General features: G+C 60.0%; 22 protein-coding genes and 1 riboswitch. Of the genes, 11 read left to right on the top strand and 11 right to left on the bottom strand.

Annotation, left to right across the window (positions count from 1 at the left end):
• Positions 1-8: 8 nt before the first annotated feature.
• Complete coding sequence (gene rpsU / locus ACL2XG_RS19480; RefSeq protein WP_001144069.1) at positions 9-224, bottom strand: 30S ribosomal protein S21; 216 nt, start codon at positions 222-224, stop codon at positions 9-11.
• A gap of 450 nt (positions 225-674) precedes the next feature.
• Here rpsU and tsaD point away from each other — a divergent pair, with 450 nt between their 5' ends.
• Positions 675-1,688, top strand: coding sequence for a tRNA (adenosine(37)-N6)-threonylcarbamoyltransferase complex transferase subunit TsaD (tsaD, locus tag ACL2XG_RS19485; RefSeq protein WP_413721508.1), 1,014 nt, complete (start codon positions 675-677; stop codon positions 1,686-1,688).
• An 11-nt stretch (positions 1,689-1,699) separates the two neighbouring features.
• On the opposite strand, the gene plsY is transcribed toward tsaD, so the two are convergent.
• On the bottom strand, positions 1,700-2,395 hold the full coding sequence (gene plsY, locus ACL2XG_RS19490) for a glycerol-3-phosphate 1-O-acyltransferase PlsY (RefSeq protein WP_413721507.1): 696 nt from the start codon (positions 2,393-2,395) through the stop codon (positions 1,700-1,702).
• Positions 2,396-2,500: 105 nt separating this feature from the next.
• Here plsY and folB point away from each other — a divergent pair, with 105 nt between their 5' ends.
• Entirely contained in the window at positions 2,501-2,860 is a 360-nt protein-coding gene (folB, locus tag ACL2XG_RS19495) for a bifunctional dihydroneopterin aldolase/7,8-dihydroneopterin epimerase (RefSeq protein WP_413721506.1), read from the top strand.
• A gap of 144 nt (positions 2,861-3,004) precedes the next feature.
• Complete coding sequence (gene bacA, locus ACL2XG_RS19500; protein ID WP_410013417.1) at positions 3,005-3,823, top strand: undecaprenyl-diphosphate phosphatase; 819 nt, start codon at positions 3,005-3,007, stop codon at positions 3,821-3,823.
• A 105-nt stretch (positions 3,824-3,928) separates the two neighbouring features.
• Here the strand turns inward: bacA and ACL2XG_RS19505 are convergent, their stop codons facing one another.
• Positions 3,929-5,182, bottom strand: coding sequence for a multifunctional CCA addition/repair protein (locus ACL2XG_RS19505; protein ID WP_413721505.1), 1,254 nt, complete (start codon positions 5,180-5,182; stop codon positions 3,929-3,931).
• Positions 5,183-5,340: 158 nt separating this feature from the next.
• Positions 5,341-5,961, bottom strand: a complete 621-nt coding sequence (locus ACL2XG_RS19510; RefSeq protein WP_410013419.1) for a TIGR04211 family SH3 domain-containing protein — start codon at positions 5,959-5,961, stop codon at positions 5,341-5,343.
• A 418-nt stretch (positions 5,962-6,379) separates the two neighbouring features.
• Here ACL2XG_RS19510 and ACL2XG_RS19515 point away from each other — a divergent pair, with 418 nt between their 5' ends.
• From ACL2XG_RS19515 to hldE, 3 genes are all read left to right on the top strand, one after another.
• Positions 6,380-7,687 (top strand): inorganic triphosphatase, encoded by a 1,308-nt coding sequence (locus ACL2XG_RS19515; protein WP_413721504.1) that lies wholly within the window; start codon positions 6,380-6,382, stop codon positions 7,685-7,687.
• A 45-nt stretch (positions 7,688-7,732) separates the two neighbouring features.
• On the top strand, positions 7,733-10,597 hold the full coding sequence (gene glnE, locus ACL2XG_RS19520) for a bifunctional [glutamate--ammonia ligase]-adenylyl-L-tyrosine phosphorylase/[glutamate--ammonia-ligase] adenylyltransferase (protein ID WP_413721503.1): 2,865 nt from the start codon (positions 7,733-7,735) through the stop codon (positions 10,595-10,597).
• Between the two features lie 104 nt (positions 10,598-10,701).
• Positions 10,702-12,135, top strand: a complete 1,434-nt coding sequence (gene hldE, locus ACL2XG_RS19525) for a bifunctional D-glycero-beta-D-manno-heptose-7-phosphate kinase/D-glycero-beta-D-manno-heptose 1-phosphate adenylyltransferase HldE (protein WP_410013422.1) — start codon at positions 10,702-10,704, stop codon at positions 12,133-12,135.
• An 85-nt stretch (positions 12,136-12,220) separates the two neighbouring features.
• Here hldE and ubiK read toward each other — a convergent pair whose 3' ends face one another.
• Positions 12,221-12,622, bottom strand: a complete 402-nt coding sequence (gene ubiK / locus ACL2XG_RS19530; RefSeq protein ID WP_413721502.1) for a ubiquinone biosynthesis accessory factor UbiK — start codon at positions 12,620-12,622, stop codon at positions 12,221-12,223.
• Positions 12,623-12,751: 129 nt separating this feature from the next.
• A riboswitch (FMN riboswitch) is annotated at positions 12,752-12,927 on the top strand.
• 109 nt (positions 12,928-13,036) lie between these two features.
• Between ubiK and ribB the strand changes: the two genes are divergently transcribed.
• Positions 13,037-13,690 (top strand): 3,4-dihydroxy-2-butanone-4-phosphate synthase, encoded by a 654-nt coding sequence (gene ribB, locus ACL2XG_RS19535; RefSeq protein ID WP_410013424.1) that lies wholly within the window; start codon positions 13,037-13,039, stop codon positions 13,688-13,690.
• 223 nt (positions 13,691-13,913) lie between these two features.
• On the opposite strand, the gene tehB is transcribed toward ribB, so the two are convergent.
• The 3 genes from tehB to norV form a co-directional block, all read right to left on the bottom strand.
• On the bottom strand, positions 13,914-14,777 hold the full coding sequence (tehB, locus tag ACL2XG_RS19540) for an SAM-dependent methyltransferase TehB (protein WP_413721501.1): 864 nt from the start codon (positions 14,775-14,777) through the stop codon (positions 13,914-13,916).
• A 116-nt stretch (positions 14,778-14,893) separates the two neighbouring features.
• Positions 14,894-16,030 (bottom strand): NADH:flavorubredoxin reductase NorW, encoded by a 1,137-nt coding sequence (norW, locus tag ACL2XG_RS19545; RefSeq protein WP_413721500.1) that lies wholly within the window; start codon positions 16,028-16,030, stop codon positions 14,894-14,896.
• A 9-nt stretch (positions 16,031-16,039) separates the two neighbouring features.
• Positions 16,040-17,446: an anaerobic nitric oxide reductase flavorubredoxin gene (norV, locus tag ACL2XG_RS19550; protein WP_413721499.1), complete on the bottom strand. Its 1,407-nt coding sequence runs from the start codon at positions 17,444-17,446 to the stop codon at positions 16,040-16,042.
• A gap of 255 nt (positions 17,447-17,701) precedes the next feature.
• Here norV and norR point away from each other — a divergent pair, with 255 nt between their 5' ends.
• Entirely contained in the window at positions 17,702-19,222 is a 1,521-nt protein-coding gene (gene norR / locus ACL2XG_RS19555; RefSeq protein WP_413721498.1) for a nitric oxide reductase transcriptional regulator NorR, read from the top strand.
• A gap of 194 nt (positions 19,223-19,416) precedes the next feature.
• Positions 19,417-20,202: a 4,5-DOPA dioxygenase extradiol gene (ygiD, locus tag ACL2XG_RS19560; protein WP_410013429.1), complete on the top strand. Its 786-nt coding sequence runs from the start codon at positions 19,417-19,419 to the stop codon at positions 20,200-20,202.
• 45 nt (positions 20,203-20,247) lie between these two features.
• Here ygiD and ACL2XG_RS19565 read toward each other — a convergent pair whose 3' ends face one another.
• The 3 genes from ACL2XG_RS19565 to tolC all read right to left on the bottom strand — a co-directional run bounded on the left by ACL2XG_RS19565 (position 20,248) and on the right by tolC (position 23,821).
• On the bottom strand, positions 20,248-21,408 hold the full coding sequence (locus tag ACL2XG_RS19565) for a glutathionylspermidine synthase family protein (protein WP_413721497.1): 1,161 nt from the start codon (positions 21,406-21,408) through the stop codon (positions 20,248-20,250).
• Between the two features lie 7 nt (positions 21,409-21,415).
• Entirely contained in the window at positions 21,416-22,096 is a 681-nt protein-coding gene (locus tag ACL2XG_RS19570) for a DUF1190 family protein (RefSeq protein ID WP_413721496.1), read from the bottom strand.
• Positions 22,097-22,291: 195 nt separating this feature from the next.
• Positions 22,292-23,821, bottom strand: a complete 1,530-nt coding sequence (gene tolC / locus ACL2XG_RS19575; protein WP_413721495.1) for an outer membrane channel protein TolC — start codon at positions 23,819-23,821, stop codon at positions 22,292-22,294.
• Positions 23,822-24,042: 221 nt separating this feature from the next.
• Here tolC and nudF point away from each other — a divergent pair, with 221 nt between their 5' ends.
• Positions 24,043-24,675 carry an ADP-ribose diphosphatase gene (gene nudF / locus ACL2XG_RS19580; protein WP_410013433.1) on the top strand — a complete coding sequence of 211 codons (633 nt, stop codon included), beginning with the start codon at positions 24,043-24,045 and terminating at the stop codon, positions 24,673-24,675.
• Positions 24,675-25,100: a DUF1249 family protein gene (locus tag ACL2XG_RS19585; protein ID WP_410013434.1), complete on the top strand. Its 426-nt coding sequence runs from the start codon at positions 24,675-24,677 to the stop codon at positions 25,098-25,100. The genes nudF and ACL2XG_RS19585 overlap by 1 nt, the downstream gene beginning before the upstream one ends.

Here is a 25,100-nt window from a genome sequence, read left to right on the forward strand (position 1 = left end):
CCGAAAAATTAATACAGACGAGTGCGGCGTGCGTTTTCGCGAGCCAATTTTTTTGCATGACGTTTTACTGCGGATGCTTTGGCGCGTTTACGTTCGGTAGTCGGTTTTTCATAGAACTCACGACGACGAACTTCGGCCAGGACACCTGCTTTTTCGCATGAACGTTTGAAGCGACGCAGTGCTACGTCGAAGGGCTCGTTTTCACGTACTTTAATTACCGGCATGTAACTCTCACCTCGATAGAATTCGGATTTTGCTGCTGACCTTGTGTCAGCCGTTTCAAAATGGTGCGGAATTTTACTTCAACCAGGGCTGCTTTGTAAAGCGCCACGGCCAATGATCTTGCTGGCCGGCCGGCAAACAGCGTGGGTCTTTGCCGCGTCATTCATGATTTCTTGGACTTATTATAGCGCAAAACGGCCAAATTTGCTGCACATGATTGGCGTGCTCGATTAAAAAGCATGAAATTAAGTGGCCTGGCCTGTTGATCCGGGATCCTGAGCGGCCGATCCTGGATCTTCCCGCGGATCCCGCGATCCGCAAGGGGCATACTTGTATCATGGCCCGGGCAATAAAGACACCGAATTTACGCGCCGCGGCACCGCGCCGGCGGGTGCCCGCGGGCCGGAATATGGTAGACTATGCGCCGCACAACGTGGAGTTGATGAAAAATTATGCGAGTTTTAGGTATTGAGACGTCCTGCGACGAAACCGGCGTGGCGATTTACGACGAGCGGTCGGGGCTGCTGGCCAACCAGCTTTACAGTCAGGTCAAGCTGCATGCCGACTACGGCGGCGTGGTGCCCGAACTGGCCTCGCGCGATCATGTGCGCAAGACCGTGCCGCTAATCCAGGCCGCGCTGCGCGAGGCGGGGCTGGAGGGGCGGGATATCGACGGCGTGGCCTATACCGCCGGCCCGGGCCTCGTGGGCGCGCTGATGGTGGGCGCCACCGTGGGACGCGCCCTGGCCTATGCCTGGAAGGTGCCGGCCATCGCGGTGCATCATATGGAAGGCCATCTGCTGGCGCCGATGCTGGAAGATAACCCGCCGGCGTTTCCCTTCGCCGCGCTGCTGGTGTCGGGCGGGCATACCCAGCTGATCGCCGTGACCGGCATCGGCCGCTATGAACTGCTGGGCGAGTCGATAGACGACGCGGCCGGCGAGGCCTTTGATAAAACCGCCAAGCTGCTGGGACTGGATTATCCCGGCGGCCCGCTGCTGTCGAAAATGGCGCGCCAGGGTACGGCCGGGCGTTTTACCTTTCCGCGCCCGATGACCGACCGTCCGGGGCTGGATTTCAGTTTTTCCGGCCTGAAGACCTTTGCCGCCAATACCGTTCGCGCCAACGGGCAGGACGACCAGACGCGGGCGGACATTGCCCGGGCGTTCGAGGACGCGGTGGTGGATACGCTGGCGATTAAATGCCGCCGCGCGCTGGATCAGACCGGCCTGACGCGGCTGGTGATAGCGGGCGGCGTCAGCGCCAACCAAACCCTGCGCGCGCGTCTGGCGGAGATGATGCAAAAACGCGGCGGCAACGTGTTTTACGCCCGTCCGGAATTTTGCACCGATAACGGCGCGATGATCGCCTATGCGGGCATGGTGCGCCTGCAAAACGGCGCTCATGCGGATTTGGGCATTACCGTGCGGCCGCGCTGGCCCCTGGCCGAACTGACGCCGGTATAAGGGAGGGGGCGTTATCTGTCCCTATGGCTGTCCTGCGCGTCGTTTTGCGTGCCGGCCCGCAGATCGGCGTCCCTGTTATCCGGCGCGCCTTCCTGGCGGTCGATATCTTTGTCTTTTTGCCGCTTGCGCCAGATACGGCTTTCCTGCCCGCGCCACAGGCGCTGGATATTGTCGTGGTGGCGCAGCAGCACCAGGCATGACAGCATGGACACCGGGAAGGTAAACTGCGGTTTAAACCACCAGACGTAAAAGGGCGCGATCAGCGCGCTGATAATGGCGCCCAGCGACGAATAACCGCTGAGCAGTACCGTCAGCAGCCAGGTGCCGGCCATCAGGCCGGTCAGGTCCCAGCCGATGGGCGCGATGGCGCCGAACGCGGTGGCGACGCCTTTGCCGCCCTGGAAGTGGAAGAACACCGGGTAGATGTGTCCGATACAGGCGGCGATGGCAATCAGCCCCAGGTAGAAGGGCGGCACCCCCAGATGGTAGCCCAGCCAGACCGGCAGCATGCCCTTGAGTACGTCAAATACCATAACGCCCGCCGCCGCCGTCCTGCCGCCGATACGCAGCACGTTGGTGGCGCCAGGGTTACCTGAGCCGTGGGTGCGGGGATCGGGCAGACGGGCGAGTTTGCATATCAGTATCGCGCTGGACACCGAGCCGCAAAGATAGGCGAAGATTATCATGCCAATCGCAATAGCATTCATAACCAAGTTCCATCCCGTAATCATCGTTTTATTTGCCTGAGTGTGGATAATACGCATATTCCTTTCGAAGTGGTATCCAACATCCACAAAAAGCGGGTATGGCGCATGGACATTGTATTTATAGAACAGCTGACGGTGATGACGGTTATCGGCGTATATGACTGGGAGCAGACCCGGCTGCAAAAGCTGGTGTTTGATATCGAGATGGGGTGGGATAACGGGCCCGCGGCGCGCAGCGACGACGTGGCCGACTGCCTGAGCTACGCCGATGTCAGCGAAGCGGTGCTGTCGTTTGTCGCGGGCAATAGGTTTGCGCTGGTCGAGCGGGTGGCCGAAGACGTGGCCGGGCTGCTCCGCCAGCGTTTTAACCTGCCCTGGGTGCGCATTAAACTCAGCAAGCCGGGCGCGGTGCCGCAGGCGAAAAGCGTTGGCGTGATAATCGAGCGCGGTAACCGAAAAGTCTGAAAGTTTATGACTCTTAATCTAAAATTCATGCAGCGGAAACCTTTTTACCGTATGTTTGTCTCATTTTCCGGGTTGTTTTAGCGGCTGGGTTTGACGTCAAACCGCCGCTTTTTTGTTGTCGGTTGCTTGAGGGGAACGTTTTGTATGACAGGACTGCCTGATGTATTTATTGCTTTTATTCTTGGGGTGGTGGAAGGGTTAACCGAATTTTTGCCGGTCTCCTCGACGGGGCATATGATTCTGGTCGGCACATTGCTGGGTTTTACGGATGATAAGGCAAAAACCTTTGAAGTGATTATCCAGCTGGGGTCGATCCTGGCGGTGGTGGTGATGTTCTGGCGCCGGCTGTTCGGCCTGATCGGTATTCATTTCGGCCGGGTGCCGCACGAGGGCATCGGCACCGGGCGCCTGCGTCTGGGGCATATCCTGCTGGGCATGATACCGGCGGTGGTGATGGGCCTGGTGTTCCATGAACAAATCAAAGGGCTGTTCGAGGCGAAATACGTCATGTTCGCCCTGGTGGTCGGCGGCGTGCTGCTGCTGGCCGGCGAGTGGCTGAAGCCGAAGGTGCCACGCGCCGCAGGCATTGATGATATCACCTACCTGCAGGCTTTTTTGATCGGCTGTTTCCAGTGCCTGGCGCTGTGGCCGGGGTTTTCCCGGTCAGGCGCCACCATCAGCGGCGGCCTGCTGGTGGGTGTGAGCCGTTATGCGGCGTCGGAGTTTTCGTTTATCCTGGCGGTGCCGATGATGCTGGGGGCGACTGCCCTCGATCTCTATAAAAGCCTGCCTTTCCTTTCCTGGCATGATTTCCCGATGTTTGCCGTGGGGTTTGTCACCGCCTTTGTCGTGGCGCTGGTAGCCATCAAGCTGTTCCTGCAGATCATCAAGCGTATCTCGTTTGTGCCTTTCGCCATCTACCGCTTTATCCTGGCGGGACTGGTGTACTGGGTGCTGATGTAGCGCCGGGGACGCCGCTACGCTAACGTTTGCCAAAACAACGCCCCGCCGGTCTTGCGCCCGGCGGGGCGTTGTTTATCGTCAGGATAAGGCCGGCTGCGGGGAGGGCTAATCCTGCAGAGTCTCCGCGCGCGATTGTTCCTGGCGTTGCTTCCAGTCCGCCAGCGCTTGCAGCCGGCGCCGGCGGATCTCCTCGCCGATTTCCGCGCCGGTAAACCCCGCCTCGATCACCTCGCGATTAGTCACCGCCGCCGCCGCCCGATATGCCTCGCGCAGGCAGTCTCCCTGCGGATAAGGGTTATTTTCAAAACCGGTGCGCCCCCGGGCGTCGGACTCGCTGGTGATGATCATCTGCTCCAGGCGCTCCGGCTTGCGCCAGACGTCGATGGCGCTGAACAGCTTCATCAGGGTCCTGGGGGTGAGGCGATCTACGGTATGGATCAAATCATGGTATTCGGCGACGATTTTTGCCAGATCGCGAATGTGGTTGGGCACCCGCATGCGGGCGCACAGGGTCTCGACCAGCTTGACGCCGGCCGGGCCGTGGCCGTGATGATGAGGCCAGAGGTTACGCGGGGTCAGCCCCTTGCCCACATCATGGCACAGCGTGGCGAAACGCACGGCGACGTCGGGCGTAAGCTGCGCCGCCATCGAGAGCGTCATCAGCGTATGGATGCCGGTGTCGATTTCCGGATGCCATTTGGCGGGCGCCGGCACGCCGAACAGGCGATCAATTTCCGGAAACAGCGCCGCCAGGGCGCCGCAATCGCGCAGCGCCTGGAAATAGACCTGGGGGTTGCGGGTGGCGAGCGCTTTTTCGGTCTCGGTCCACACCCGTTCCGGCGAGATGGACGGCAGTTCGCCGTTCTCGGCCATTTGCCGCATCAGCGCCAGGGTTTCCGGGGCGATACGAAAATTAAGATGGGCAAAACGCGCCGCGAAACGCGCCACGCGCAGTACGCGCAGCGGATCTTCGCCGAACGCGTCCGAGACATGGCGCAACAGCCGCTGCTCGATATCGGCCACGCCGTGATAGGGATCAATCAGCCGGCCGTCTTCATCCTGGGCTATGGCATTGATGGTCAGATCCCGGCGCATCAGATCCTGCTCAAGCGTAACATCCGGCGCGGCATAGACGGTAAAGCCGGTATAGCCTGGTCCTGATTTGCGCTCGGTACGCGCCAGGGCATGCTCCTCGCGCGTGCGCGGGTGAAGGAATACCGGGAAATCCTTGCCCACCTGCTGATAGCCTTCCGCCAGCAGCTGCTCCGGGGTGGCGCCCACGATGACCCAATCTTTCTCATGCACCGGCAATTGCAATAATCCGTCGCGGACGGCGCCGCCGACCAGATATTTTTTCACTGTGAACTCCTGACAATGTCGGTTTTGCCATCATCTGTTAAGTGTAGTCGCATCCGCAACGCTGATTACCCTCTTCGTTATCATGCTTACCGCGCTTAGCGTAAACAGCAATACTGCGGCGACGTTAAACCGCCAGGACAACAGGCAAACCCGCGGGATCAGTTCATCCAGCGATTGTCTTTTTTACGGCGCGGAATCAGATGGGGCAGCACCAGGCCAAGCACCAGGCCGACGCCGGCCACGCCGCCGCCGTACAGGAACCACTGCATGATAATGGCGCGCTGTTTATCATCAAGCTGTACCGCCACGGCATCCACCTTTTTCCTGGCCACCACCAGCTGATCTTTCAGGCTTTGGTTTTCGTCGCGCAGGGTCTGGATATTGCCGTCGCTCTCGGTGACCTTCTTTTGCATTTCGGCGGTGCGTTGGTTCCAGCTGGCGTCGATGGTGCTGAGTTTTTGCGTCAGGTCCTGGACCTTTTGCTCCAGCGCCGGCACCTTGACCCGCAGGCTGGGCTGGTCGCTGAGCTGATCGAGCGGGATCCAGGCGGTGCGGCCCTTGGTATCCCTGATCTGGCCGTAGTTATTGCCTTCGCTGACGCTCAGCAGCGTGACTTCTTCTCCGGAATTCAGCGTGCCGACGATCCGGTACTGGTTGCCCGGCCCGCTGTGAATATAGGTGATGAGCTCATCGGAAACAAAGCGCGTCTCATCGGCATGAGTGCTGGCGGCGAAGCCTAGACTCAATAACGCGAAGCAAATATGGCGTAATTTGTACATAGTTCCGTCGTTTTCAGGCAAATGTGGGTCGATAGTAGTGGGTTCAGTTTGACGACGCAATGCTTAAACAGAAATGGGAACTATCTTACTATCAGGCTGCGCAAGGCCCCGGCCAGGGGAGGAAAGATGCAATAGCGTTATTTAAATGACCATGTCCGGTCTCTTGAACGGGTAATTTATCCGTTACGGCGCCGATTAACGTTGTAATGGATAAAAACGGCGGCATGTCGCGTTAAGCGCATTAATTTTTTGTTATAAATTGTCATTCAAATCATATCAGTGCTTGTCCATAAGCGGCATTAAGGCGATTATTACGTTCTTCAGCCCGACACCTGCGCGGCATCCCCGTGACAAACGGCGCCGGGCCGGGTGTCGTTCCGCAACTGCTCGTTGAGCAACCAGTGGTGTAACCGAAGCTATGAGTGAAGAAATAGAAATAAAATTTATCGTTCATCCCGATGCGGTGGCGTCCATGGCGGAGCGTGTATCCGCCTGCGGAGGCAGTCATACGGCAGCGCAGCGCCTGATTAACATCTATTTTGACACCGTCGGGCTTGACCTGCGCCGGCACGGCGTGGGTTTACGCGTACGCGGCAATAACGAACGTTACGAAATGACGGCCAAAACCGCCGGCACCATCGTCGGCGGCCTGCACCAGCACCCGGAATATAATATTCCACTGCCCGGCCCCGATATCGATATTACGCTGTTGCCCGCCGACATCTGGCCGCCGGACATGGATGTGGCGACGTTGCAGCAGCGCTTGCAACCCCTGTTTCGTACCGATTATCTGCGTGAAAAGTGGTTGATAACCTACGGTGACAGCGAGATAGAAGTGGCGTTTGATCAGGGCGAAGTGGTGGCGGGTGAGCTGAGCGAGGCCATTTGCGAACTGGAACTGGAAATCATGCACGGCAACGTCGCGGACCTACTGGCGCTGGCCGGCACGCTTTGCGCCGACGGCGGCCTGCGCCAGGGCAGCCTGAGCAAGGCCGCGCGCGGCTATCATCTGGCCGCGGGCAATGAGCCGCGTGAAATCCGCGCCCTGCCGTTGCTGCGTCCCGCGCCCAAGGCGACGGTGGAGCAGGGGTTGAGCGAGGCGCTGTCCCTGGCGCTGGCCCATTGGCAATACCATGAGGAACTGTGGCTGCAGGGCATTCCGCTGGCGCGGGAAAGCATCCTGTCCGCCATTATGCTGATCCGGGAAACCTTTGTGGTGATGGGCAATATGATCCCGCGCAAGGCCACCAACGAGCTGCGCGCCCGGTTGGCGGAGGTGACCGACCGGCTGCAACCGCCGGACAGCGATCCCCGGCGGTTGTGCTATGACGCCGCTTACCTGCAATGTAAGCTGGCATTGACCCGTTGGCTGATTCTCGCCGGCTGGCGGGACAGTCTCGATGATAAGGCGCGCCGGAAACTGGACGGCTCCTTTAAGCGTTTTGCCGATATCATGCTGTCGCGCTGCGCCGCCGAGTTAAAAGTGGCGTTCGGCCGCGTGATGTCCCACGAGGAATACCAGCAGCAGCTGCCGCGGCTGGAGCGGCGGATCATGGCTTTCCATCTGCTGTCGGGCGCCTATCCGGTCAAGAAGGTTTTATCTTATATTTTACACTGGCAGGCGCTGCAGCAGGCGATTATCCTGCCCGGCACCAACAATCTGGAGCATATGCGGCGCCAGGCGCTGACCCAGCCGGGTTTTTGGCGCAGCGTCAATAACCGCTAAGCCCCGCGGGGCCGCAGCGTTGCCCGTGACATCCCCAGGAGATCGATGATGAAATTGCCTCTTCCGCCCCTGCTGGATCGCCAGGCGCAGGCGATGGCCGCCCGGCTGATGCCCGCCCGCCCGGCGGACGGGGAGGCGGCCGCCGGGTCTGCTGTGGTGGACGAAAACACCGCCGTCGCGCTGGCGTTAAGTGATTTTATCAGCGAAGCGCTGATTGCCCGGCCGGACTGGCTGGAGGAATTGCACCGAGATCCGCCCCGCGCGGACGAGTGGCGCGGTTATGCCTCGTCGCTCCAGGCGCGGCTGGCGCAGGTGCAGGACGAGGCGGCGCTGATGCGTGAGCTGCGCCTGTTCCGCCGCCGCGCCCTGGTGCGTATTGCCTGGGCGCAGGCACTGGATGCCTGCGCGACCACCGATACCCTGATCCAGCTCAGCCAGCTTGCCGAAACGCTGATTATTGCGGCGCGCGACTGGCTATACCAGGTCTGCTGCCGTGAGTGGGGCACGCCGTCTAATGCGCACGGCGCCGCGCAGCCGCTGCTGGTGTTGGGTATGGGCAAGCTCGGCGGCGGCGAGCTGAATTTCTCTTCCGATATCGATTTGATTTTCGCCTATCCGGAAAACGGCCAGACCCGGGGCGGGCGGCGCGAGCTGGACAACGCGCTGTTTTTTACCCGCCTGGGGCAGCGGCTTATCAAAGTCCTCGATCAGCCGACCGCCGACGGATTTGTCTACCGGGTGGATATGCGCCTGCGGCCGTTTGGCGACAGCGGGCCGCTGGTGCTGAGTTTTGCCGCCCTGGAGGATTATTACCAGGAACAGGGGCGTGACTGGGAGCGGTACGCCATGGTCAAGGCCCGGCTGATGGGCGACGGTGACGACGCCTACTGCCAGGAACTGCGAAGCCTGCTGCGTCCTTTTGTGTTCCGGCGCTATATCGATTTCAGCGTGATCCAATCCCTGCGCAATATGAAAATCATGATTGCCCGCGAAGTGCGGCGCCGGGGACTAAAAGACAATATCAAGCTGGGCGCCGGCGGCATTCGGGAAATAGAATTCATTACCCAGGTATTCCAGCTGATCCGCGGCGGCCGGGAACCCCGTCTGCAGCAGCGCTCGCTATTGCCTACCCTGAGCGCGGTCGGCGAGCTTGGCCTGCTGACCACCGGCCAGACCGAACAATTAAGCCAGGCTTATCTCTACCTGCGCCGGCTGGAAAACCTGCTGCAGGCCATCAACGATGAACAAACCCAGACCCTGCCGGCCGATGCGCTCAACCGCGCCCGCCTGGCCTACGGCATGGCGGTGGCCGACTGGCCGGCCCTTGAGGACGCGCTGTCCGGCCATATGCGGCGGGTGCGGTTAATCTTTGATATGCTTATCGGCGACGACGCGCCCGATCCGGCGGACCCGGTGGATTTCGACCGCTATGGCGCGCTGTGGTTTGACGACGCGCCGGAGCAGGATGCCGGGCTTCTGGCGCCGCAGCTGGATGAGGCCGGGCGCGGGCGCCTTCTGGCCCGCTTGGTGGAATTACGGCGCGACATAGCGAAACGTACCATCGGCCCGCGCGGGCGCGAGGTGCTCGATCAACTGATGCCGCGGCTGCTGGCGCAAATCTGTCCGCAGCCGGCCGCCGACGATATCTTCGGACGGCTGGCGCCGATGCTGCTGAGCATCGTGTCCCGCACCACTTACCTGGAACTGCTGGTGGAGTATCCGGGGGCGTTGACCCACCTGATCCGTCTGTGTGCCGCCTCGGCGATGATCGCCACCCAACTGGCCCGCCATCCGCTGTTGCTGGATGAACTGCTGGATCCGGCCACGCTCTACCATCCCCTGGCGCCTGAAGCTTACGGTGATGAACTGCGTCAGTATTTACTGCGGGTGCCGGAGGAGGACGAAGAGCAGCAGCTCGACGCCATGCGCCAGTTTAAGCAGGCGCAGCAACTGCGCATTGCCGCCAGCGATATTACCGGCGTGCTGCCGGTCATGCGGGTCAGCGATCACCTGACCTATCTGGCCGAGGCCATGATTGCCGCCGTGCTCCAGCAAGCCTGGAAGACCATGGTGGCGCGTTACGGCCGTCCCGCCCATCTGGGCGAGCAGGGCGGCCAGGGATTCGCGGTAATCGGCTATGGCAAGCTGGGCGGCTGGGAGCTGGGGTACGGCTCGGATCTGGATGTGGTGTTTTTACATGATTGTCCGGCGGAGGTGATGACCGACGGCGAGCGCAGTATTGACGGCCGCCAGTTCTACCTGCGCCTGGCGCAGCGGATCATGCATTTATTCAGCACCCGCACGCCCGCGGGCGTGCTGTATGAAGTCGACCCGCGCCTGCGTCCCTCCGGCGCGGCCGGTATGCTGGTCAGCACCCTGGACGCTTTTGCGGACTACCAGTTGCATGAGGCCTGGACCTGGGAGCACCAGGCGCTGGTCAGGGCGCGCCAGGTATATGGCGACGACGCGCTGCGGGCGCGTTTTACCGCCATCCGCCGCGAGGTGCTGTGCCGGGAGCGCGATCCGGCGGTCTTGCGCGTGGACGTCAGCGAGATGCGCGCCAAAATGCGCCGGCACCTGGCCGGTAAAAACGGCGAACAGTTTGATATCAAGGCCGACGAAGGCGGCATCACCGATATTGAATTTCTGGCGCAGTACCTGGTGCTGCGTTATGCCTGCGCCATCCCGGAACTGACGCGCTGGTCCGATAATGTGCGCATTTTCGCGCTGATGGCGCGCCACGGGATCATCAGCCCGGACGACGCCGCGCGATTAAGCGACGCCTATACCACCCTGCGCGACGAAATCCATCATCTGGCGCTGCAGGACCTGCCGGGGCGCGTGGATAGCCATCGGTTTCAAACCGAACGCGCGCTGATTACCGCCTACTGGAAAAAATGGCTCGACTGAGGGCAAGGGCGGGAAAATGCGTTCCACTATCGGGGGTGGGAGAGAATTGCCGCAGCCTATGCTAGAATCCCGCGCAATAAAATCGTTAAGTCTGGAGCGAGTGGATGAAAGTTACGTTGCCTGATTTTCGCCGGGCGGGCGTGCTGGTGGTGGGTGATGTCATGCTGGACCGTTACTGGTCCGGCCCAACAAGCCGTATCTCACCGGAAGCCCCGGTGCCGGTAGTCAAAGTCGATACCATCGAGGAGCGCCCCGGCGGCGCCGCCAACGTGGCGATGAATATCGCCGCGCTGGGCGCGGGTTCGCGCCTGGTCGGCCTTACCGGCGTCGACGATGCCGCCCGCGCCCTGGGCGAGCGGCTCAACGGCGTCAGCGTGACCTGTGATTTCGTGGCGGTGTCCACCCATCCCACCATTACCAAACTGCGGGTGCTGTCGCGTAACCAACAGCTGCTGCGCCTGGACTTTGAGCAAGGCTTTGACGGCGTGGACGCCGGACCGCTGCTGGAGCGCATCAAGACGGCGTTGCCCGCCGCCGGCGCGATGGTATTGTCGGATTACGCCAAAGGCGCGCTGGCACGCGTGCAGGATATGATCCAGCTGGCGCGCGCCGCCGGGGTGCCGGTACTGGTCGATCCCAAAGGCACCGATTTCGCCCGTTATCGCGGCGCCACCATGCTGACGCCGAACTTATCCGAGTTCGAGGCGGTGGCCGGCCGCAGCGCCGACGAAGCCGATCTGGTCGCCCGCGGCATGAAGATGATTGCCGATTACGGCCTGTCGGCATTGCTGATTACCCGTTCCGAACAGGGCATGACGCTGCTGCAACCCGGCAAGCCGCCGCTGAACCTGCCGACGCAGGCGCAGGAAGTCTATGACGTCACCGGCGCCGGCGATACGGTGATCGGCGTGCTGGCGGCGGCCCTGGCGGCCGGAAATCCGCTGGAAGAGTGCTGTTTCCTGGCCAATGCCGCCGCCGGCGTGGTGGTCGGCAAGCTGGGCACGTCCACCGTCAGTCCCATCGAGCTGGAAAACGCCATTCACGGGCGTGGCGACGCCGGTTTCGGCGTCATGACCGAGGCCGAGCTTGAGCAGGCGGTGGCGCAGGCGCGCCAGCGCGGCGAAAAGGTGGTCATGACCAACGGCATCTTCGATATCCTGCACGCCGGGCATGTGACCTATTTGGCCAACGCCCGGCGGCTGGGCGACCGGCTGATCGTGGCGGTAAACAGCGATGACTCGACCCGGCGCCTGAAGGGCGAGTCCCGGCCGGTCAATCCGCTGGCGCAGCGCATGGTAGTCCTGGGCGCGCTGGGCGCCGTGGATTGGGTGGTGGCCTTTGACGAGGATACCCCGCAGCGGCTGATCGCCAAGATATTGCCCGATGTGCTGGTGAAGGGGGGCGATTACCGGCCCGAACAGATTGCCGGCAGTAAGGAAGTGTGGGCCAACGGCGGCGACGTCAGGGTGCTCAACTTTGAAGACGGCTGCTCCACCACCAATATCATCAACGCCATCAAAACCGGCAAACGCGGTTAAAGGCAAGGGCGCCGCGACGGCGCCGTTGCCCCCCGCTTTTCCCGGCGGATAACGTGTCCGCGGCCGCCCGATATTTTGCGGCGGCCTACGGCTTCTTGCCTGCGTCCTTAATGTCTGCGGCGATGCTTCCAGCCTGCGTTTCGGCCGGCGGTTCATCGCTTGCCGGCGCGGCGGCCGGGGCCGATACGGCGGCGCCCGGGGTTACAGGTGATGTGGCGCCGGCCACCGTCGGGGCGCCGCCGCTGTTCGGCATGGTTTCCAGCGCATTGATGCGCAGTTCCAGCTGGTTCAGCTTTTCCCGGGTGCGCAGCAATACCTGGGTCTGCACGTCAAATTCCTCGCGGCTGATTAAATCCATCCGGCTGAACTGGCTTTGCAATACCTGGCGGATTTTTTTATCCACGTCATCGCCCAGATCGCGGATGCCTTTTGGCAGGGACTCATGGATTTGACGGGCAAGCTGTTCGATTTTTTTGGTGTCTATCATCTGTAGTTCCCTAACGCGTTAGTTTTGGTTAAGTGTAATGCCAGATCAGCCGAGAAGAAACTAAAAGAGCCGCCAGAAATTATTCGTTTGCTAATTGCTCCGATAATCCAATGGCGTTATAGTAATTCCGCTTATTCTCAGGGCGGGGCGAAACTCCCCACCGGCGGTAAACCCGTGCGCTAATTGCTATTGACGATTATTGCACAGGAAGCCCGCGAGCGCTCAGATTGCCGTAGGATTTGAGGTCAGCAGACCCGGTGTAATTCCGGGGCCGACGGTTATAGTCCGGATGGGAGAGAGTAACGGCCAACAATGAGCTGCCAGCTCATTCTCGTTATCTTTTAGCCTGTTAAGGCTACTCCTAAGTCTGCCCTGGTTCTGGTAATCCATATACTTTATGAGGTTTTTTTTACCATGAATCAGACGCTTCTTTCCGAGTTCGGTACGCCGACAGAACGCGTGGAAAACGCACTTAACGCATTGCGCCATGGTCGCGGTGTGCTGGTGCTGGACAATGAAGATCGTGAAAACGAAGGCGACATGATTTTTGCCGCCGAAAGCATGACGGTTGAACAGATGGCCCTGGCCATCCGCCACGGCAGCGGCATTGTTTGCCTGTGCCTGACCGAGGAGCGCCGCCGGCAGCTGGATCTGCCGATGATGGTGGAACACAACTCCAGCCACTACCAGACGGCGTTTACCGTCACCATCGAAGCCGCGGAAGGCGTCACCACCGGCGTTTCCGCCGCCGACCGCCTGACCACCATCCGCGCCGCCATCAAAGACAACGCCAAGCCCAGCGATCTCAATCGTCCCGGCCACGTGTTCCCGCTGCGCGCCCAGCCGGGCGGCGTGCTCACCCGCGGCGGCCATACCGAGGCCAGCATCGACCTGACCACCCTGGCCGGCCTCAAGCCGATGGGCGTGCTGTGCGAAGTCACCAATGAGGACGGCAGCATGGCCCATGCTCCGGAAATCATCGCGTTCGGCAAAAAGTATGATATGCCGGTGGTCACCATCGAAGATCTGGTGGACTACCGCCGCTCGTTGGCACGTCAGGCCAGCTGACGCGCGGCTGCCGTCGCCCGCGGCCGCAGCTTTAGCCGGGCCGGGATAATAGCCCGGCGCCGTGCGGGCATGCAGAAGGGACCAGGCGGCGCTGGCCCCGCGGGTAGCAGATTCGCCGCGCGCATTCTGCCCTGAAACGTCCGTATGTACTGGCGATGCCGCTGTGCCGGGAAGCCCCGGCCGCCCCGGCCGCCGGGGGCGCCCGGTTGCTTTCCCGGTTCTGTCAGAGCCGCTTGCGCGCCAGCAGCGTGGCAAAACGCAGCTTAATGCGGTTGCCTTCGGCGTCGGTTTTATGCAGTTCTCCCCTATCCTCGTTATATTTTATTATTTCCCAATCGCGATAATACCCGGACAGTTCCCCGGCGCTGAAAGTAAACGGAAACGGCAGCGGGCAGGGACAATCCTCGGTGGACATGGCGGCGACAATAAGATTCAGCCCGCCGTCGTTGGTGCTTTGCTGCATATTGCGGATAACGCGCTCGATCCGGTCGGCCTGTAAAAACATCAGCACCACGGTCGAGAGAATAAAGTCGTACCGGCCGTTTATCAGCTGTTCGTTGATATCATAAACGCCGGCTGAGATATGATCGCGTTGCTCGATCGCGATAAGGGTATTCAGGGCATCGATGCTTTGCTGGCTTTTATCATACGCCGTGACATCAAACCCCAGCAGGTTCAGATACAGCGCATTACGGCCCGCGCCGCAGCCCAGATCCAGCGCTTTGCCCGGCGCCGTGTATGCGGCGGCGTTAATCACCTCGGAATGCGTGCGCGTCATGCCGTGCTTAAGATGATAATAATCCTCCGGCCGGCAGTAAAAGGCCAGTTGGCAACGCATATCCGCCGAGCTGGCGACAATACGGTGCCAGCGCTGCGGCTCCACCAGGGGCGGCGGGTTGTCGCGCGTAAACGCGTGGGATTCCAGCACCTCATCGTTTTCGCTTAAAAACGCAAAGGACAGCGTGCCCTGCAGTACAGTGAGTTTCGCCCATACGCCCTCCTGGGTATTGTGCCGCTGGCGGAAGGCCTCCGGCAACGTCTGGCTATCCCATTCGGGCAGGGTTTTATAACACATCAAATCTTGCATATCGTTCTCCGCCGTTGGGGGCAACGGCCATCGTCAATTTATCAACATAATGCCGGGGATGGCGGGTCAATACCGACCGGGCGGCTACCGCCGGGCCGCCGGCCGTGAGGACGCGTTCAGCATGGCGCCAACTGGCGCAGCAGTAAAAACGCCTCGTTCATCCGCGCTTCTCCCGCGACAAAGGCGCACAGCCGCCGTTGTTCATCCCAACCCTGCGCCAGTATACCCTGGGTGTCAAAGTTGATCTGCCAGTGTAAATCCGTGCGCTGCGTTTGGCCCGCCAGGTGCAGCGGCATATCGGGCGTTTTCACCTTTACCAGCATCGGCGGCAGTAACAGGCTGTCGTTACCGCCCAACAGATTTTTGGCCAACACCGCGGCGCTGAGCTGTATCGGTTGTAAAAAAGGCATCAGCGCGCCGTTGATTTCCGCGCAATCGCCCAGCGCATAGATGGCGGGATCCGAGGTGCGCAATCTGTCGTTAACCCGGATACCCCTGCCGGTATCCAGACCGGCCGATAAGGCCAGCGCGGTGTCGGGCTTTAGCCCGATGGCGGCAATGGCGGCATCCACTTCCAGCAGACGGCCGCGCGGCAGGGCGGCGGCGATGCCGGTCGCGGTCGGGCAAAGGCTCAGCAGCCGGGTGTTAAGGATCAGCTCCACCCCCTGCCGGACCAGGCGATGCTGGAGACGCGCGCTGACTTCAGCCGGCATCAGGGACGCCAGGATGCTGGCCGCCTGATCGAGGAGGATCACCTGTTTGCCCGCCCGGGTCAGGTCCATGGCAAGTTCAGTGCCGATAAGGCCGGCGCCCAATAACAGGACCCGCCGCGCCTGCCGCAGCTGGTCTTCTATCCGGCGGAACTGTTGCTGGCTATTGAGCGTCAGCATCAGTTCCCGGCCTTCAATCGCCGGGATAACGGCCTGTGCGCCGGTGGCCAGGATCAACTGACGGTAGCCATATTCGCCGTCGCTGCAATAGACCCGCCGCGCCGCGGCATCGATACGCTGCGCCCGTGAATGACGGTGCAGCGTCAGCCGGAACTGTTCGGCAAAGTCCCCGGCGGTCATCCGGGTCAGGTCGTCCGCGCGTTGCCGCTGGCTGAACACATGGCTTAGCTCCGGCTTGTGGTATTCATCGCAGCTGTCGTCGGCGATAAGCCGGATCGGCACGCCGTCATCGAGCTTGCGCAGGTTCTTGATCAACTGCCGGGCGGCAAAGCCGGAGCCGATAATAACAATGCCTTCGTTCATCTCATCGCCTTATTTCAACGCGTCAAAGACGTCTTTGCCAAGACCGCATTCCGGGCATAAAAAGGTCTCCGGCACCTGCGGCCAACCGGTACCGGGCGCCACTTCCTGCATCGGTTCGCCCAGGGCGGGGTCGTAAATCCATTGGCACACGCTGCATTGCATCCTGACGGTGTCCGCGGCGGCGGGGGCGGGGGCAACCGCGACCTGCTCATCCAAAGGATGCAGCGCCCACTGGCGCGCAATTTCCCTGCCGTGCTCGCGGCAGAGGTCCAATGCCGCGCCGTCCGGTCGCCATTTAGTCTTCAGGGGCAGGGAGGTTTCGAACCCGGCGTCCATCAGCCGCGTCTGCACCCGGTCCACCGCGCCGCCGTTCCAGCCGTAGCTGCCGAAGGCCGAGGCCTTTTTATCGCGAAAGCGCAGTCCCGCCAGTTCTTCGAGCAGCGCCGCTACCTTGGGCATCATGACGTTATTCATCGTGGAGGAGCCGGCCAACACCCCTTTGGAGCGGAAAACCTGGGTCAGGATTTCGTTTTTATCATGGCGGGCGACGTTAAAGATTTTTACCGCCACGCCGGGATCGGTTTCAGTAATCCCCTGGGCAATGGCATCCGCCATCATGCGGGTGTTGTTCGACATGGTGTCGTAAAACAAGGTAATACGGTCCTCCTGGTAGCTGTCGGCCCACTGCAGATATTTAGCGACGATCTGCGTCGGATTGTCGCGCCACACCACGCCATGGGACGTGGCGATCATCGACAGGGGCAGGTTAAAGCCCAGGATTTCATTGATCTTGGCGGTGACCAGCCGGCTGAACGGCGTCAGGATATTGGCGTAGTAACGCTGGCATTGCTCAAACAGTTCATTCTGGTCCACTTCGTCGTTAAACAGATGCTCGTCGCAATAATGCTGGCCGAAAGCGTCGTTGCTGAACAGCACCGCATCGCCGCTGAGATAGGTCATCATGCTGTCGGGCCAGTGCAGCATCGGCGTCTCGATAAAGATCAGCTGCTTGCCGTTGCCGATATCCAGGCTGTCGCCGGTTTTAACCGTGCGAAAGTTCCATTCCGGGTGATGGTGGTGGCCGTTAATGGAGTCAATGGCGTTGGTGGTGCAATAAATCGGCGTATGCGGGATACGCGCCATCAGCGCGGTGAGGGCCCCCGCGTGATCCTCCTCGGCGTGGTTGATGATAATATAATCTATGGTGGCGAGATCGATTTCCGCCTCGAGGTTTTGCAGGAAATCACGGCTGAACTTATAGTCCACGGTATCAATCAATACCGTTTTTTCTTCACGGATCAGATAGCTGTTATAGCTGCTGCCTTTAAGGGTTTTATACTCGGTGCCGTGGAAATCGCGTACTTCCCAATCCCGTTGTCCCACCCAATGAATAGTGTTTTTGACCTGTACCGTCATGATAAAACCTCATGGTAAATTGCCACTGAAAACCGCTGGATGGCATCAGTGCTGCATAACCCATGCCAATAATTAATTCATTGAAATTAAAGAATTTAAATTATTTATTTGTCAAAATGACGAAATTGGAAATATGTTTTTTTGACACAGCTATTGTCACAATGAGATAGTCGGCGCTCCGGGCCGCATCCGCCCTGCGCGGCGTAATGACGCTGTGGCTTGTCGCCGCTTTTTACCTTTCAGGTGCTTATCCTTATGGCGTTATCCATGCAAACCCTGAGCCGGATTGCCATTGAGCTGCAATCGGGCATCTCCGGCAGGGACCGTTTCCAGCAGTTGATCAACAGCCTGCGCCGGTTGCTCGCGTGCGACGCCTGCGCGCTGCTCAGCTATGAACAGCAGCTGTTCCGGCCGCTGGCGATCGCCGGTCTGTCGCCCGACGTGCTGGGGCGCCGTTTCCGGCTGTCCGAGCATCCCCGTCTGGAGGCCATCGCCCGCGCCGGCGATGTGGTGCGTTTTCCGGCGGACAGCCTGTTGCCCGATCCTTACGACGGGCTGATCCCGGGCCATGAGCAATTGAAGGTGCATGCCTGTATCGGCCTGCCGCTGTTTACCCACCAGAACCTGGTCGGCGCCCTGACTATTGACGATATGGATGCGCATCAGCTCGATCATTTCAGCGATGAGGAACTGCGTCTGGTGGGGGCGCTGTTCTCGGTCGCGCTCAGCAACGCGCTGCTGGTGGAGCAATTGGAAAAACAGGCCATTGCGCCGATAAGCGCCGTCGGCCGGCCGCAAACCGAGGGCGCCGACGAAATGATCGGCTTGTCCGGGGTCATGGCGCAGCTGAAAAAGGAAATCGGCATCGTGGCCAATTCGGATCTGAACGTGCTGATCACCGGCGAAACCGGCGTCGGCAAGGAGCTGGTGGCGCGCGCTATACATCTGCAATCGCCACGGGCGGCCAATCCGCTGGTGTACCTTAACTGCGCGGCCCTGCCGGAATCGGTGGCGGAAAGCGAATTGTTCGGCCATGTCAAAGGCGCCTTTACCGGCGCCATTCATCATCGTATCGGTAAATTTGAACTGGCGGATAACGGCACGTTGTTCCTGGATGAAATCGGCGAGCTGTCGCTGACATTGCAGGCAAAACTGCTGCGGGTATTGCAGTACGGCGATTTACAGCGCGTCGGCGACGATCAAAGCCTGCGGGTCAATGTGCGCGTCCTGGCCGCCACCAATCGCGTGCTGAAGGAGGCGGTGCTGGCCGGGCAGTTTCGCGCCGATCTGTTTCACCGCTTAAGCGTGTTTCCCGTCCATGTGCCGCCGCTGCGCGAGCGCGGGCGGGATATTGCCCTGCTGGCCGGTTTTTTTTGCGAACGCAGCCGCATCCGGCTGGGACTGCAGCGCGTGGCGCTGGCGCCGGCCACCCTGGCGCTGCTGGCGGAAAACGGCTGGCCGGGCAATGTGCGCGAGCTGGAGCATGCCATTTATCGCGCCACGGTGCTGGCGCGTGCGGGGCAGGGCAACGCCGAGGTGGTATTGCGGCCGGAGAATTTTGCCCTGGATGGGGCCTCGCCCCCATTAACGCACGTCGCGCCGCCGCATGACCCTATCGCTTCCGCTACCCTGCGCGACGGCACCGACGATTACCAGCGCCGCTTAATCCGCATGACGCTGGCCGGCTGCGGCGATAACTGGTCGGCCTGCGCGCGCAGGCTGGCGGTCAATCCCGGCAATTTGCACCGGCTAGCGAAGCGGCTGGGGATTAAGTGAAAAGCCGCCGCCCGGCTTTGCGCCGCGGCATCATCGTCCTTGGCGCGCGGGGACGAGCCACGCGGACGTTTAGGTTTATTCAAATATATTGAATAAGATGATCATGCTTATCCGGGTTTATTTTCCGGCCGCAAGGCGTAAGTTAATCAGCATAAGGCGCCAGGCGCGACAAGATGATACAGAAGGAATGACCCATGAGCGAACCCCGTATGCCCGCGCTGTTTCTCGGCCACGGCAGTCCGATGAACGTGCTGGAAGATAATCAATATACCCAAACCTGGCAACGCCTCGGCCGGACCTTGCCGCGTCCCCGCGCCATCCTGGCGATATCCGCCCATTGGTTTACCCGCGGCACCGCGGTGACCGCGATGGAAAACCCGCGCACCCTCCATGATTTCGGCGGTTTTCCCCAGGCGTTGTTTGATATCCGTTATCCGGCGCCGGGCTCGCCCGCCCTTGCCGCCACCATCCAGGAACTGCTGCTGCCGGTGGCTGTCAGCGCCGATTTGACCGAATGGGGTTTCGATCACGGTTCCTGGGGGGTGGTGAAAAAAATGTATCCGGACGCGGATATCCCCATGGTACAGCTCAGTATCGACGGTACCCAGCCGCCGGAATATCATTTCCAGCTGGGACGAAAACTGGCGGCGCTGCGCGACCAGGGCGTGATGATGGTCGCCAGCGGCAACGTGGTGCATAACCTGCGCATGATCCAATGGCACGGCGAGGCGCCGCCCTATCCCTGGGCGTTATCCTTTAACCAGTTTGTGCGCGACAATATCGGCTGGCGCGGCCAGGGCGTCCATCCGCTGGTGGATTTTATGGCTCATGACGGCGCGGCGCTGTCCAACCCCTCGCCCGATCATTACCTGCCGCTGCTGTATATACTGGGCGCCTGGGATGGCGAAGAGGCGATTTCCATACCGGTGGACGGCATTGAGATGGCGTCGTTAAGCATGCTGTCGGTGCAGGTGGGTTAAACGCTGTTACGCAGCGGCGCTGCCGCTGCGTATGCTTTGGGGCGCTCAGTCGAGGATAATATGCGGGTAAAAGCGCGACAGATCCTGGGTGATCAGTTCTTTATCTTCCCGGATGCCGATGCCGCAAGGCCTGTCGTTCACCAGCCAGCTGCCGATAACGGTATAGCTGTCGCCGAAGCGCGGCAACGGGCAAAACTGCTGCACGATGGTGCCTTCTTCGCCATAAGGCCCGTCCACGCGGGCGGTTTCCTTGCCGTTTTCGACGATGCGGATATTGGCGCCTTCGCGGGAAAACAGCGGCTTCACCACATAGTGATCCATCGACGGCGGGTTGTCTTCGGCAAAATAGGCCGGCAGCAGGTTGGGATGCCCCGGGAACATTTCCCATAACATCGGCAGCAGCGCCTTGTTGGAGATAATGCTTTTCCAAGCCGGTTCCAGCCAGCGCACCCCCGCGTCCTCAAGCTTGGTGGAGAAAATCTCCCGCAGCATGAATTCCCACGGATAGAACTTAAACATATTGCCGATCACCCGGTTTTCAGTGTCGGTAAACTGGCCTCTTTCGCCCAGGCCGATTTCCTCGATAAACAGAAAATCATTGGGTAATTCCGCCTCCAGCGCGCAGTCCTGCAGGTACTGCACCGTGCCGCGATCCTCGGTGGTATCCTGGCAGCAGGCAAAATGCAGCAAGCTGAAACCATGCTGCTCCTTGAGCTCCCGGAAGCGTTCGATCAGCTTTTCCTGCAGGCTGTTATATTGGTCGGCCCCGGCCGGCAGCTGGCCGGACTTGATCTGATCCTCAAGCCAAATCCACTGGAAAAAAGCGGCTTCATACAGGGACGAGGGGGTATCGGCGTTATTTTCCAGCAGTTTTGGCGGCTGCCGGCCGTCATAGACTAAATCCAGACGGGAGTAGAGCGAGGGCTGTTGGGTATGCCAGGCGTTGCGCACAAATTGCCAGGTATGCTTGGGGATGCGGAATTTGGCCAGCAGCGCGTCGCTGTCCACCACTTTCGCCACGACTTTCAGGCACATCTGATGCAGCTCGGCGGTCACATCCTCCAGCGTTTCTATCTGCGCCAGCGTAAATTGGTAATACGCATCCTCGCACCAGTAGGGCTCGCCGTACATGGTATGGAACTCAAAACCATATTCGGCGGCTTTTTCGCGCCAGTCCGGGCGTTCGTTCAGGGTAACTCGTTTCATGTCCCGCTTAGCCGCCAATGCTCATGCTGCGACGTGGCGCGGTGCTGCTGCGACGTGGCGCGGTGCTGCTGCGCTGCATGGTGGCGTTCTGTTTCGCCACCGTTTCGCCGAAGCCGCCGCGCGTGACGGTATTGGTGGTCGGCGTCTTGGGCGCCATGGCGGTTTTCGGCACATTCATGCTGCGCCCGGTAGTGGCGGGGCCGTAGTTACGGCCGGTGGCGTCGACAAACTTGCCGTTCGCCGGGCTGTTGGGCGCGCGCGACGTGAACAGCGGCTGCTGCGCATAACCGCCGCCGCCCATCATGCGGCCCATCATATAGCCGGCCATCAGGGGCATCCAGAAACTGCCGCTTTGCTGCGATTCGGCGGCCACGCCGGCCTGGGCGGGGGCCTGGGTACATTGCCCTTCGCCGAATTCGGCGACGCAGTCTTCGCGCGAGGCGTATTTGGGCGCGGTTTTCACCGCCTCTTTCTGCGCGTTGTTAAACGCGGTGGTGCACTGCTCGCTCATGGACGGATTGGCGCGGGTACAGTCATCGCTGTTTTGATACAGCGACACGTTCTCGTCGCTTTTCTCGCAGCCGGCCAGCATAAACACCGCGCCGACCGCCAGCGCGACCGGCGCCATGCGGCAGGCACGCCATTGCTTGCGGAAACTGGCGTGGTTAATGTCTTTTGTCCGTTTCATTATTTTCCTGCTTTATTAACGATTTAACATTCCCGGAGATACGCTCTAAGAATAGGGTAAAAATGCCTAAATAAGAAGCATCGGCGGCGACTGCGGAAACATCTTTACATAGTTATACATAAAGGTGGGATCGCGGCGGAAAGGCGGGATGTCGCCGGAGGGGCCAGGCGGGCGGGCTGCCCGCCTGGAAAACGCTTAATGCCTGAAGGGATTGCGGCCGGTGGCGGAGCTGGAATTAACCGGCGCGGTGGCGCTGACCGTCGCGGCCTGGGGGCGTGTCGCCTGCTCCTGGCTTTGGTTGGCGCGCGGCGCGTTGGCAGTCTGGCTCGGGCTGACGCCTTCGGCCTTGGCGACCTGGGACGGATTTTCCGGCGCCACCTGTTCGGGACTGGTGGCAATCTGCTGGCCGAGGGAAGCGTTAAGCGCCTGGATATCGCCTTCATTCAGGGTGCCGAGGGCCTGTTTCAGGTTCAGCTGATTGATGACATAGGTATAACGCGCATCCGACAGCTGCCGCTTGGCGTTATAGAGCGTGGTGGTGGCGTCCAGCACGTCGACGATGGTGCGGGTGCCCACTTCATAACCAGCTTCGGACGCGTCCAGGGAGCTTTGCGCCGAAATGACCGCCTGTTCATAAGCGTCGATGGAGCTGACGGAGGCGGAAATATTATTAAAGGAAGAACGTACGGTCTGCACCGCGCTGCGATGCGCGCTTTCCAACTGTTCGCTGGCGCTGACGAAACTGTACTGCGCCTGTTTTACCTGCGAGGTCACCGAACCGCCGGAGTAAATCGGCACGTTCAGGCTCAGGCCGATAGAGTTCTGGCCGACACGCCGGTTTGCGTAAGTCGGATCATTATTTGTCCTGGATCCGTTATAATCGGTATTGGTCACCGACGACTCGGCATTCAGGCTCAGGGTCGGGTAATGGCCGGTTTCGTAATAACGGATATTCTCGCGCGCGACATCCTGCGACAGGCGGGCGCTTAACAGGTTCAGGTTACGTGTTTCCGCCTGTTTCAGCAGGCCGGCGATGGGCTGGGGACGTTCAGCCTTGAAGCGCTGCACGTTAAGCGAGGCCAGCTGCGGATAAAAGTTGCCGCTTATCTGGCGCAGGCTTTCCAGCGCGTTGTCCAGCGTGTTGCGGGCGGTGACCTCGTCGGCCAGCACCTGGTCATACTGGGCGCGGGCGTTCTGCACATCGGTAATCGCCACCAGGCCGACGTTAAAACGCTGGGTGGTTTGATCCAGTTCGCGGTAAATCGACTGTTTCTGCGCCTCGGTATAAGACAGCGCGTCAATGGCGCTTAATACGTTAAAATAGGCGGTGGCGGTATTCAGGATTAAGGTCTGCTGGGCGGCCTGGTAAGAGACGTCCTGGACGCCGGCGGTTTTTTCCTGAATGGTCAGCGCGCGCCATTTCGACATATCGAAGATGGTCTGGGTCAGCTGCAGCGACCCGCTGGCAACGCCGGAATTGATGTCTTTGCTATCACGGGCGCCTTGACTATACGTATAATCCGCCCCCAGCCCGAGCTGTGGCAACAACGGACTGCGCGCTTCGTTGATTTTTTCAAATGCCGCGTCGCGATCGGCCGCGGATTGCCGCAGATCCGGGTTGGACAACCGCGCCTGCTGATATACCTGTAGCAGATTTTCTGCCTGACTTAACGCACTGAAGCCGCCGAGGCCGAGTCCGATAAGAAGGGGGAGCAGTTTCTTCATTTGCATTCCTTTTGATACAGCAAAATTGCTATGGTAGCGCTGGCGATAATGAGCCATGAAATAGTGCACGATTCTACCAGAGTCCGCCAGAAGTAGGTGGTGGCTTAATGTGCCATCTTGAATCTGTGGGATAAAATTTATCACAATCCACCTAATTAGCGAGAAAAGTGATTGCCTGACGCCGTCGCTACTGACAAATCATCCCAAAAGGAGTCGTTTCCATGGTTTCGTCCACACCCTCACCGGTAACATTTGGTAAAAATGATGTAGAAATTATTGCACGCGAAACGCTTTACCGTGGATTTTTTTCCCTGGAGTTGTATCGGTTCCGCCATCGCCTGTTTAACGGCGAGATGAGCGGCGAGGTGCGGCGGGAAATTTTAGAGCGCGGACATGCCGTGGTATTGTTACCCTATGATCCGGTGCGAGATGAAGTTGTATTGTTGGAACAAATTCGTATTGCCTCTTATGATAGCAGTCCGACCCCCTGGCTGTTGGAGCTGGTAGCCGGTATGATCGAGCCTGGCGAATCGCACGAACAGGTGGCGCGGCGGGAGTCCATTGAGGAGGCGGGGCTGGACATCGGCCGTTGCAAACTGCTGCTAAGCTATCTGGCAAGTCCGGGCGGCACCAGCGAACGCTTGACGATTATGGCCGGCGAGGTGGACGCGCAGCTGGCCGAAGGTATCCACGGATTGGTGGAAGAAAACGAAGATATCCGTCTTCACGTGGTCAGCCGGGAGCAGGCTTACCGTTGGGTTGAGGAAGGGATTATCGATAACGCGGCCTCCGTCATTGCCCTGCAATGGCTGGCACTACACCATGAATCCTTACGAAAAGAGTGGGCCGATTAATGATCAAGCGCTACACCCCTGATTTTCCTGAAATGATGCGCCTGTGCGAGACCAATTTCGCCCAGCTGCGCCGGCTGTTGCCGCGCACCAACGAGGTGGGGGACGCCATAACCTATCAGGTCAACGGCGCCAGCTATCGCCTGACCATACTGGAGGCGACGCGTTACACCACCCTGGTGCAGATACTCCAGACCGAACCGCTGGTCAGCTACTGGAGCCTGCCGTCCATGAGCGTGCGGCTGTACCGGGACGCCATGGTTGCGGAAGTGTGTTCCAGTCAGCAGATCTATCGTTTCAAGGCAAGGTATGATTACCCTAATAAAAAGTTACACCAACGTGACGAAAAACATCAAATCAACCAATTCCTTGCGGATTGGCTACGCTATTGTTTAGCGTATGGGGCGATGGCGGTTCCCGTTTGTTAG

Origin of the sequence: Sodalis sp. RH24, from assembly GCF_047324145.1 — a bacterium.
Taxonomy (GTDB): domain Bacteria; phylum Pseudomonadota; class Gammaproteobacteria; order Enterobacterales; family Enterobacteriaceae; genus Acerihabitans.

What these genes read in the sequence shown, in the direction of transcription:
- rpsU (WP_001144069.1), bottom strand. Translation starts at nt 224, where the DNA reads ATGCCGGTAATTAAAGTACGTGAAAACGAGCCCTTCGACGTAGCACTG.
- norW (WP_413721500.1), bottom strand. Translation starts at nt 16,030, where the DNA reads ATGAACGAAGGCATTGTTATTATCGGCTCCGGCTTTGCCGCCCGGCAG.
- norR (WP_413721498.1), top strand. Translation starts at nt 17,702, where the DNA reads ATGGCGTTATCCATGCAAACCCTGAGCCGGATTGCCATTGAGCTGCAA.
- ubiK (WP_413721502.1), bottom strand. Translation starts at nt 12,622, where the DNA reads ATGATAGACACCAAAAAAATCGAACAGCTTGCCCGTCAAATCCATGAG.
- tehB (WP_413721501.1), bottom strand. Translation starts at nt 14,777, where the DNA reads ATGCAAGATTTGATGTGTTATAAAACCCTGCCCGAATGGGATAGCCAG.
- hldE (WP_410013422.1), top strand. Translation starts at nt 10,702, where the DNA reads ATGAAAGTTACGTTGCCTGATTTTCGCCGGGCGGGCGTGCTGGTGGTG.
- ACL2XG_RS19585 (WP_410013434.1), top strand. Translation starts at nt 24,675, where the DNA reads ATGATCAAGCGCTACACCCCTGATTTTCCTGAAATGATGCGCCTGTGC.
- ACL2XG_RS19570 (WP_413721496.1), bottom strand. Translation starts at nt 22,096, where the DNA reads ATGAAACGGACAAAAGACATTAACCACGCCAGTTTCCGCAAGCAATGG.
- folB (WP_413721506.1), top strand. Translation starts at nt 2,501, where the DNA reads ATGGACATTGTATTTATAGAACAGCTGACGGTGATGACGGTTATCGGC.
- nudF (WP_410013433.1), top strand. Translation starts at nt 24,043, where the DNA reads ATGGTTTCGTCCACACCCTCACCGGTAACATTTGGTAAAAATGATGTA.
- ygiD (WP_410013429.1), top strand. Translation starts at nt 19,417, where the DNA reads ATGAGCGAACCCCGTATGCCCGCGCTGTTTCTCGGCCACGGCAGTCCG.
- bacA (WP_410013417.1), top strand. Translation starts at nt 3,005, where the DNA reads ATGACAGGACTGCCTGATGTATTTATTGCTTTTATTCTTGGGGTGGTG.
- ACL2XG_RS19565 (WP_413721497.1), bottom strand. Translation starts at nt 21,408, where the DNA reads ATGAAACGAGTTACCCTGAACGAACGCCCGGACTGGCGCGAAAAAGCC.
- ACL2XG_RS19510 (WP_410013419.1), bottom strand. Translation starts at nt 5,961, where the DNA reads ATGTACAAATTACGCCATATTTGCTTCGCGTTATTGAGTCTAGGCTTC.
- ACL2XG_RS19515 (WP_413721504.1), top strand. Translation starts at nt 6,380, where the DNA reads ATGAGTGAAGAAATAGAAATAAAATTTATCGTTCATCCCGATGCGGTG.
- tolC (WP_413721495.1), bottom strand. Translation starts at nt 23,821, where the DNA reads ATGAAGAAACTGCTCCCCCTTCTTATCGGACTCGGCCTCGGCGGCTTC.
- tsaD (WP_413721508.1), top strand. Translation starts at nt 675, where the DNA reads ATGCGAGTTTTAGGTATTGAGACGTCCTGCGACGAAACCGGCGTGGCG.
- plsY (WP_413721507.1), bottom strand. Translation starts at nt 2,395, where the DNA reads ATGAATGCTATTGCGATTGGCATGATAATCTTCGCCTATCTTTGCGGC.
- norV (WP_413721499.1), bottom strand. Translation starts at nt 17,446, where the DNA reads ATGACGGTACAGGTCAAAAACACTATTCATTGGGTGGGACAACGGGAT.
- ribB (WP_410013424.1), top strand. Translation starts at nt 13,037, where the DNA reads ATGAATCAGACGCTTCTTTCCGAGTTCGGTACGCCGACAGAACGCGTG.
- glnE (WP_413721503.1), top strand. Translation starts at nt 7,733, where the DNA reads ATGATGAAATTGCCTCTTCCGCCCCTGCTGGATCGCCAGGCGCAGGCG.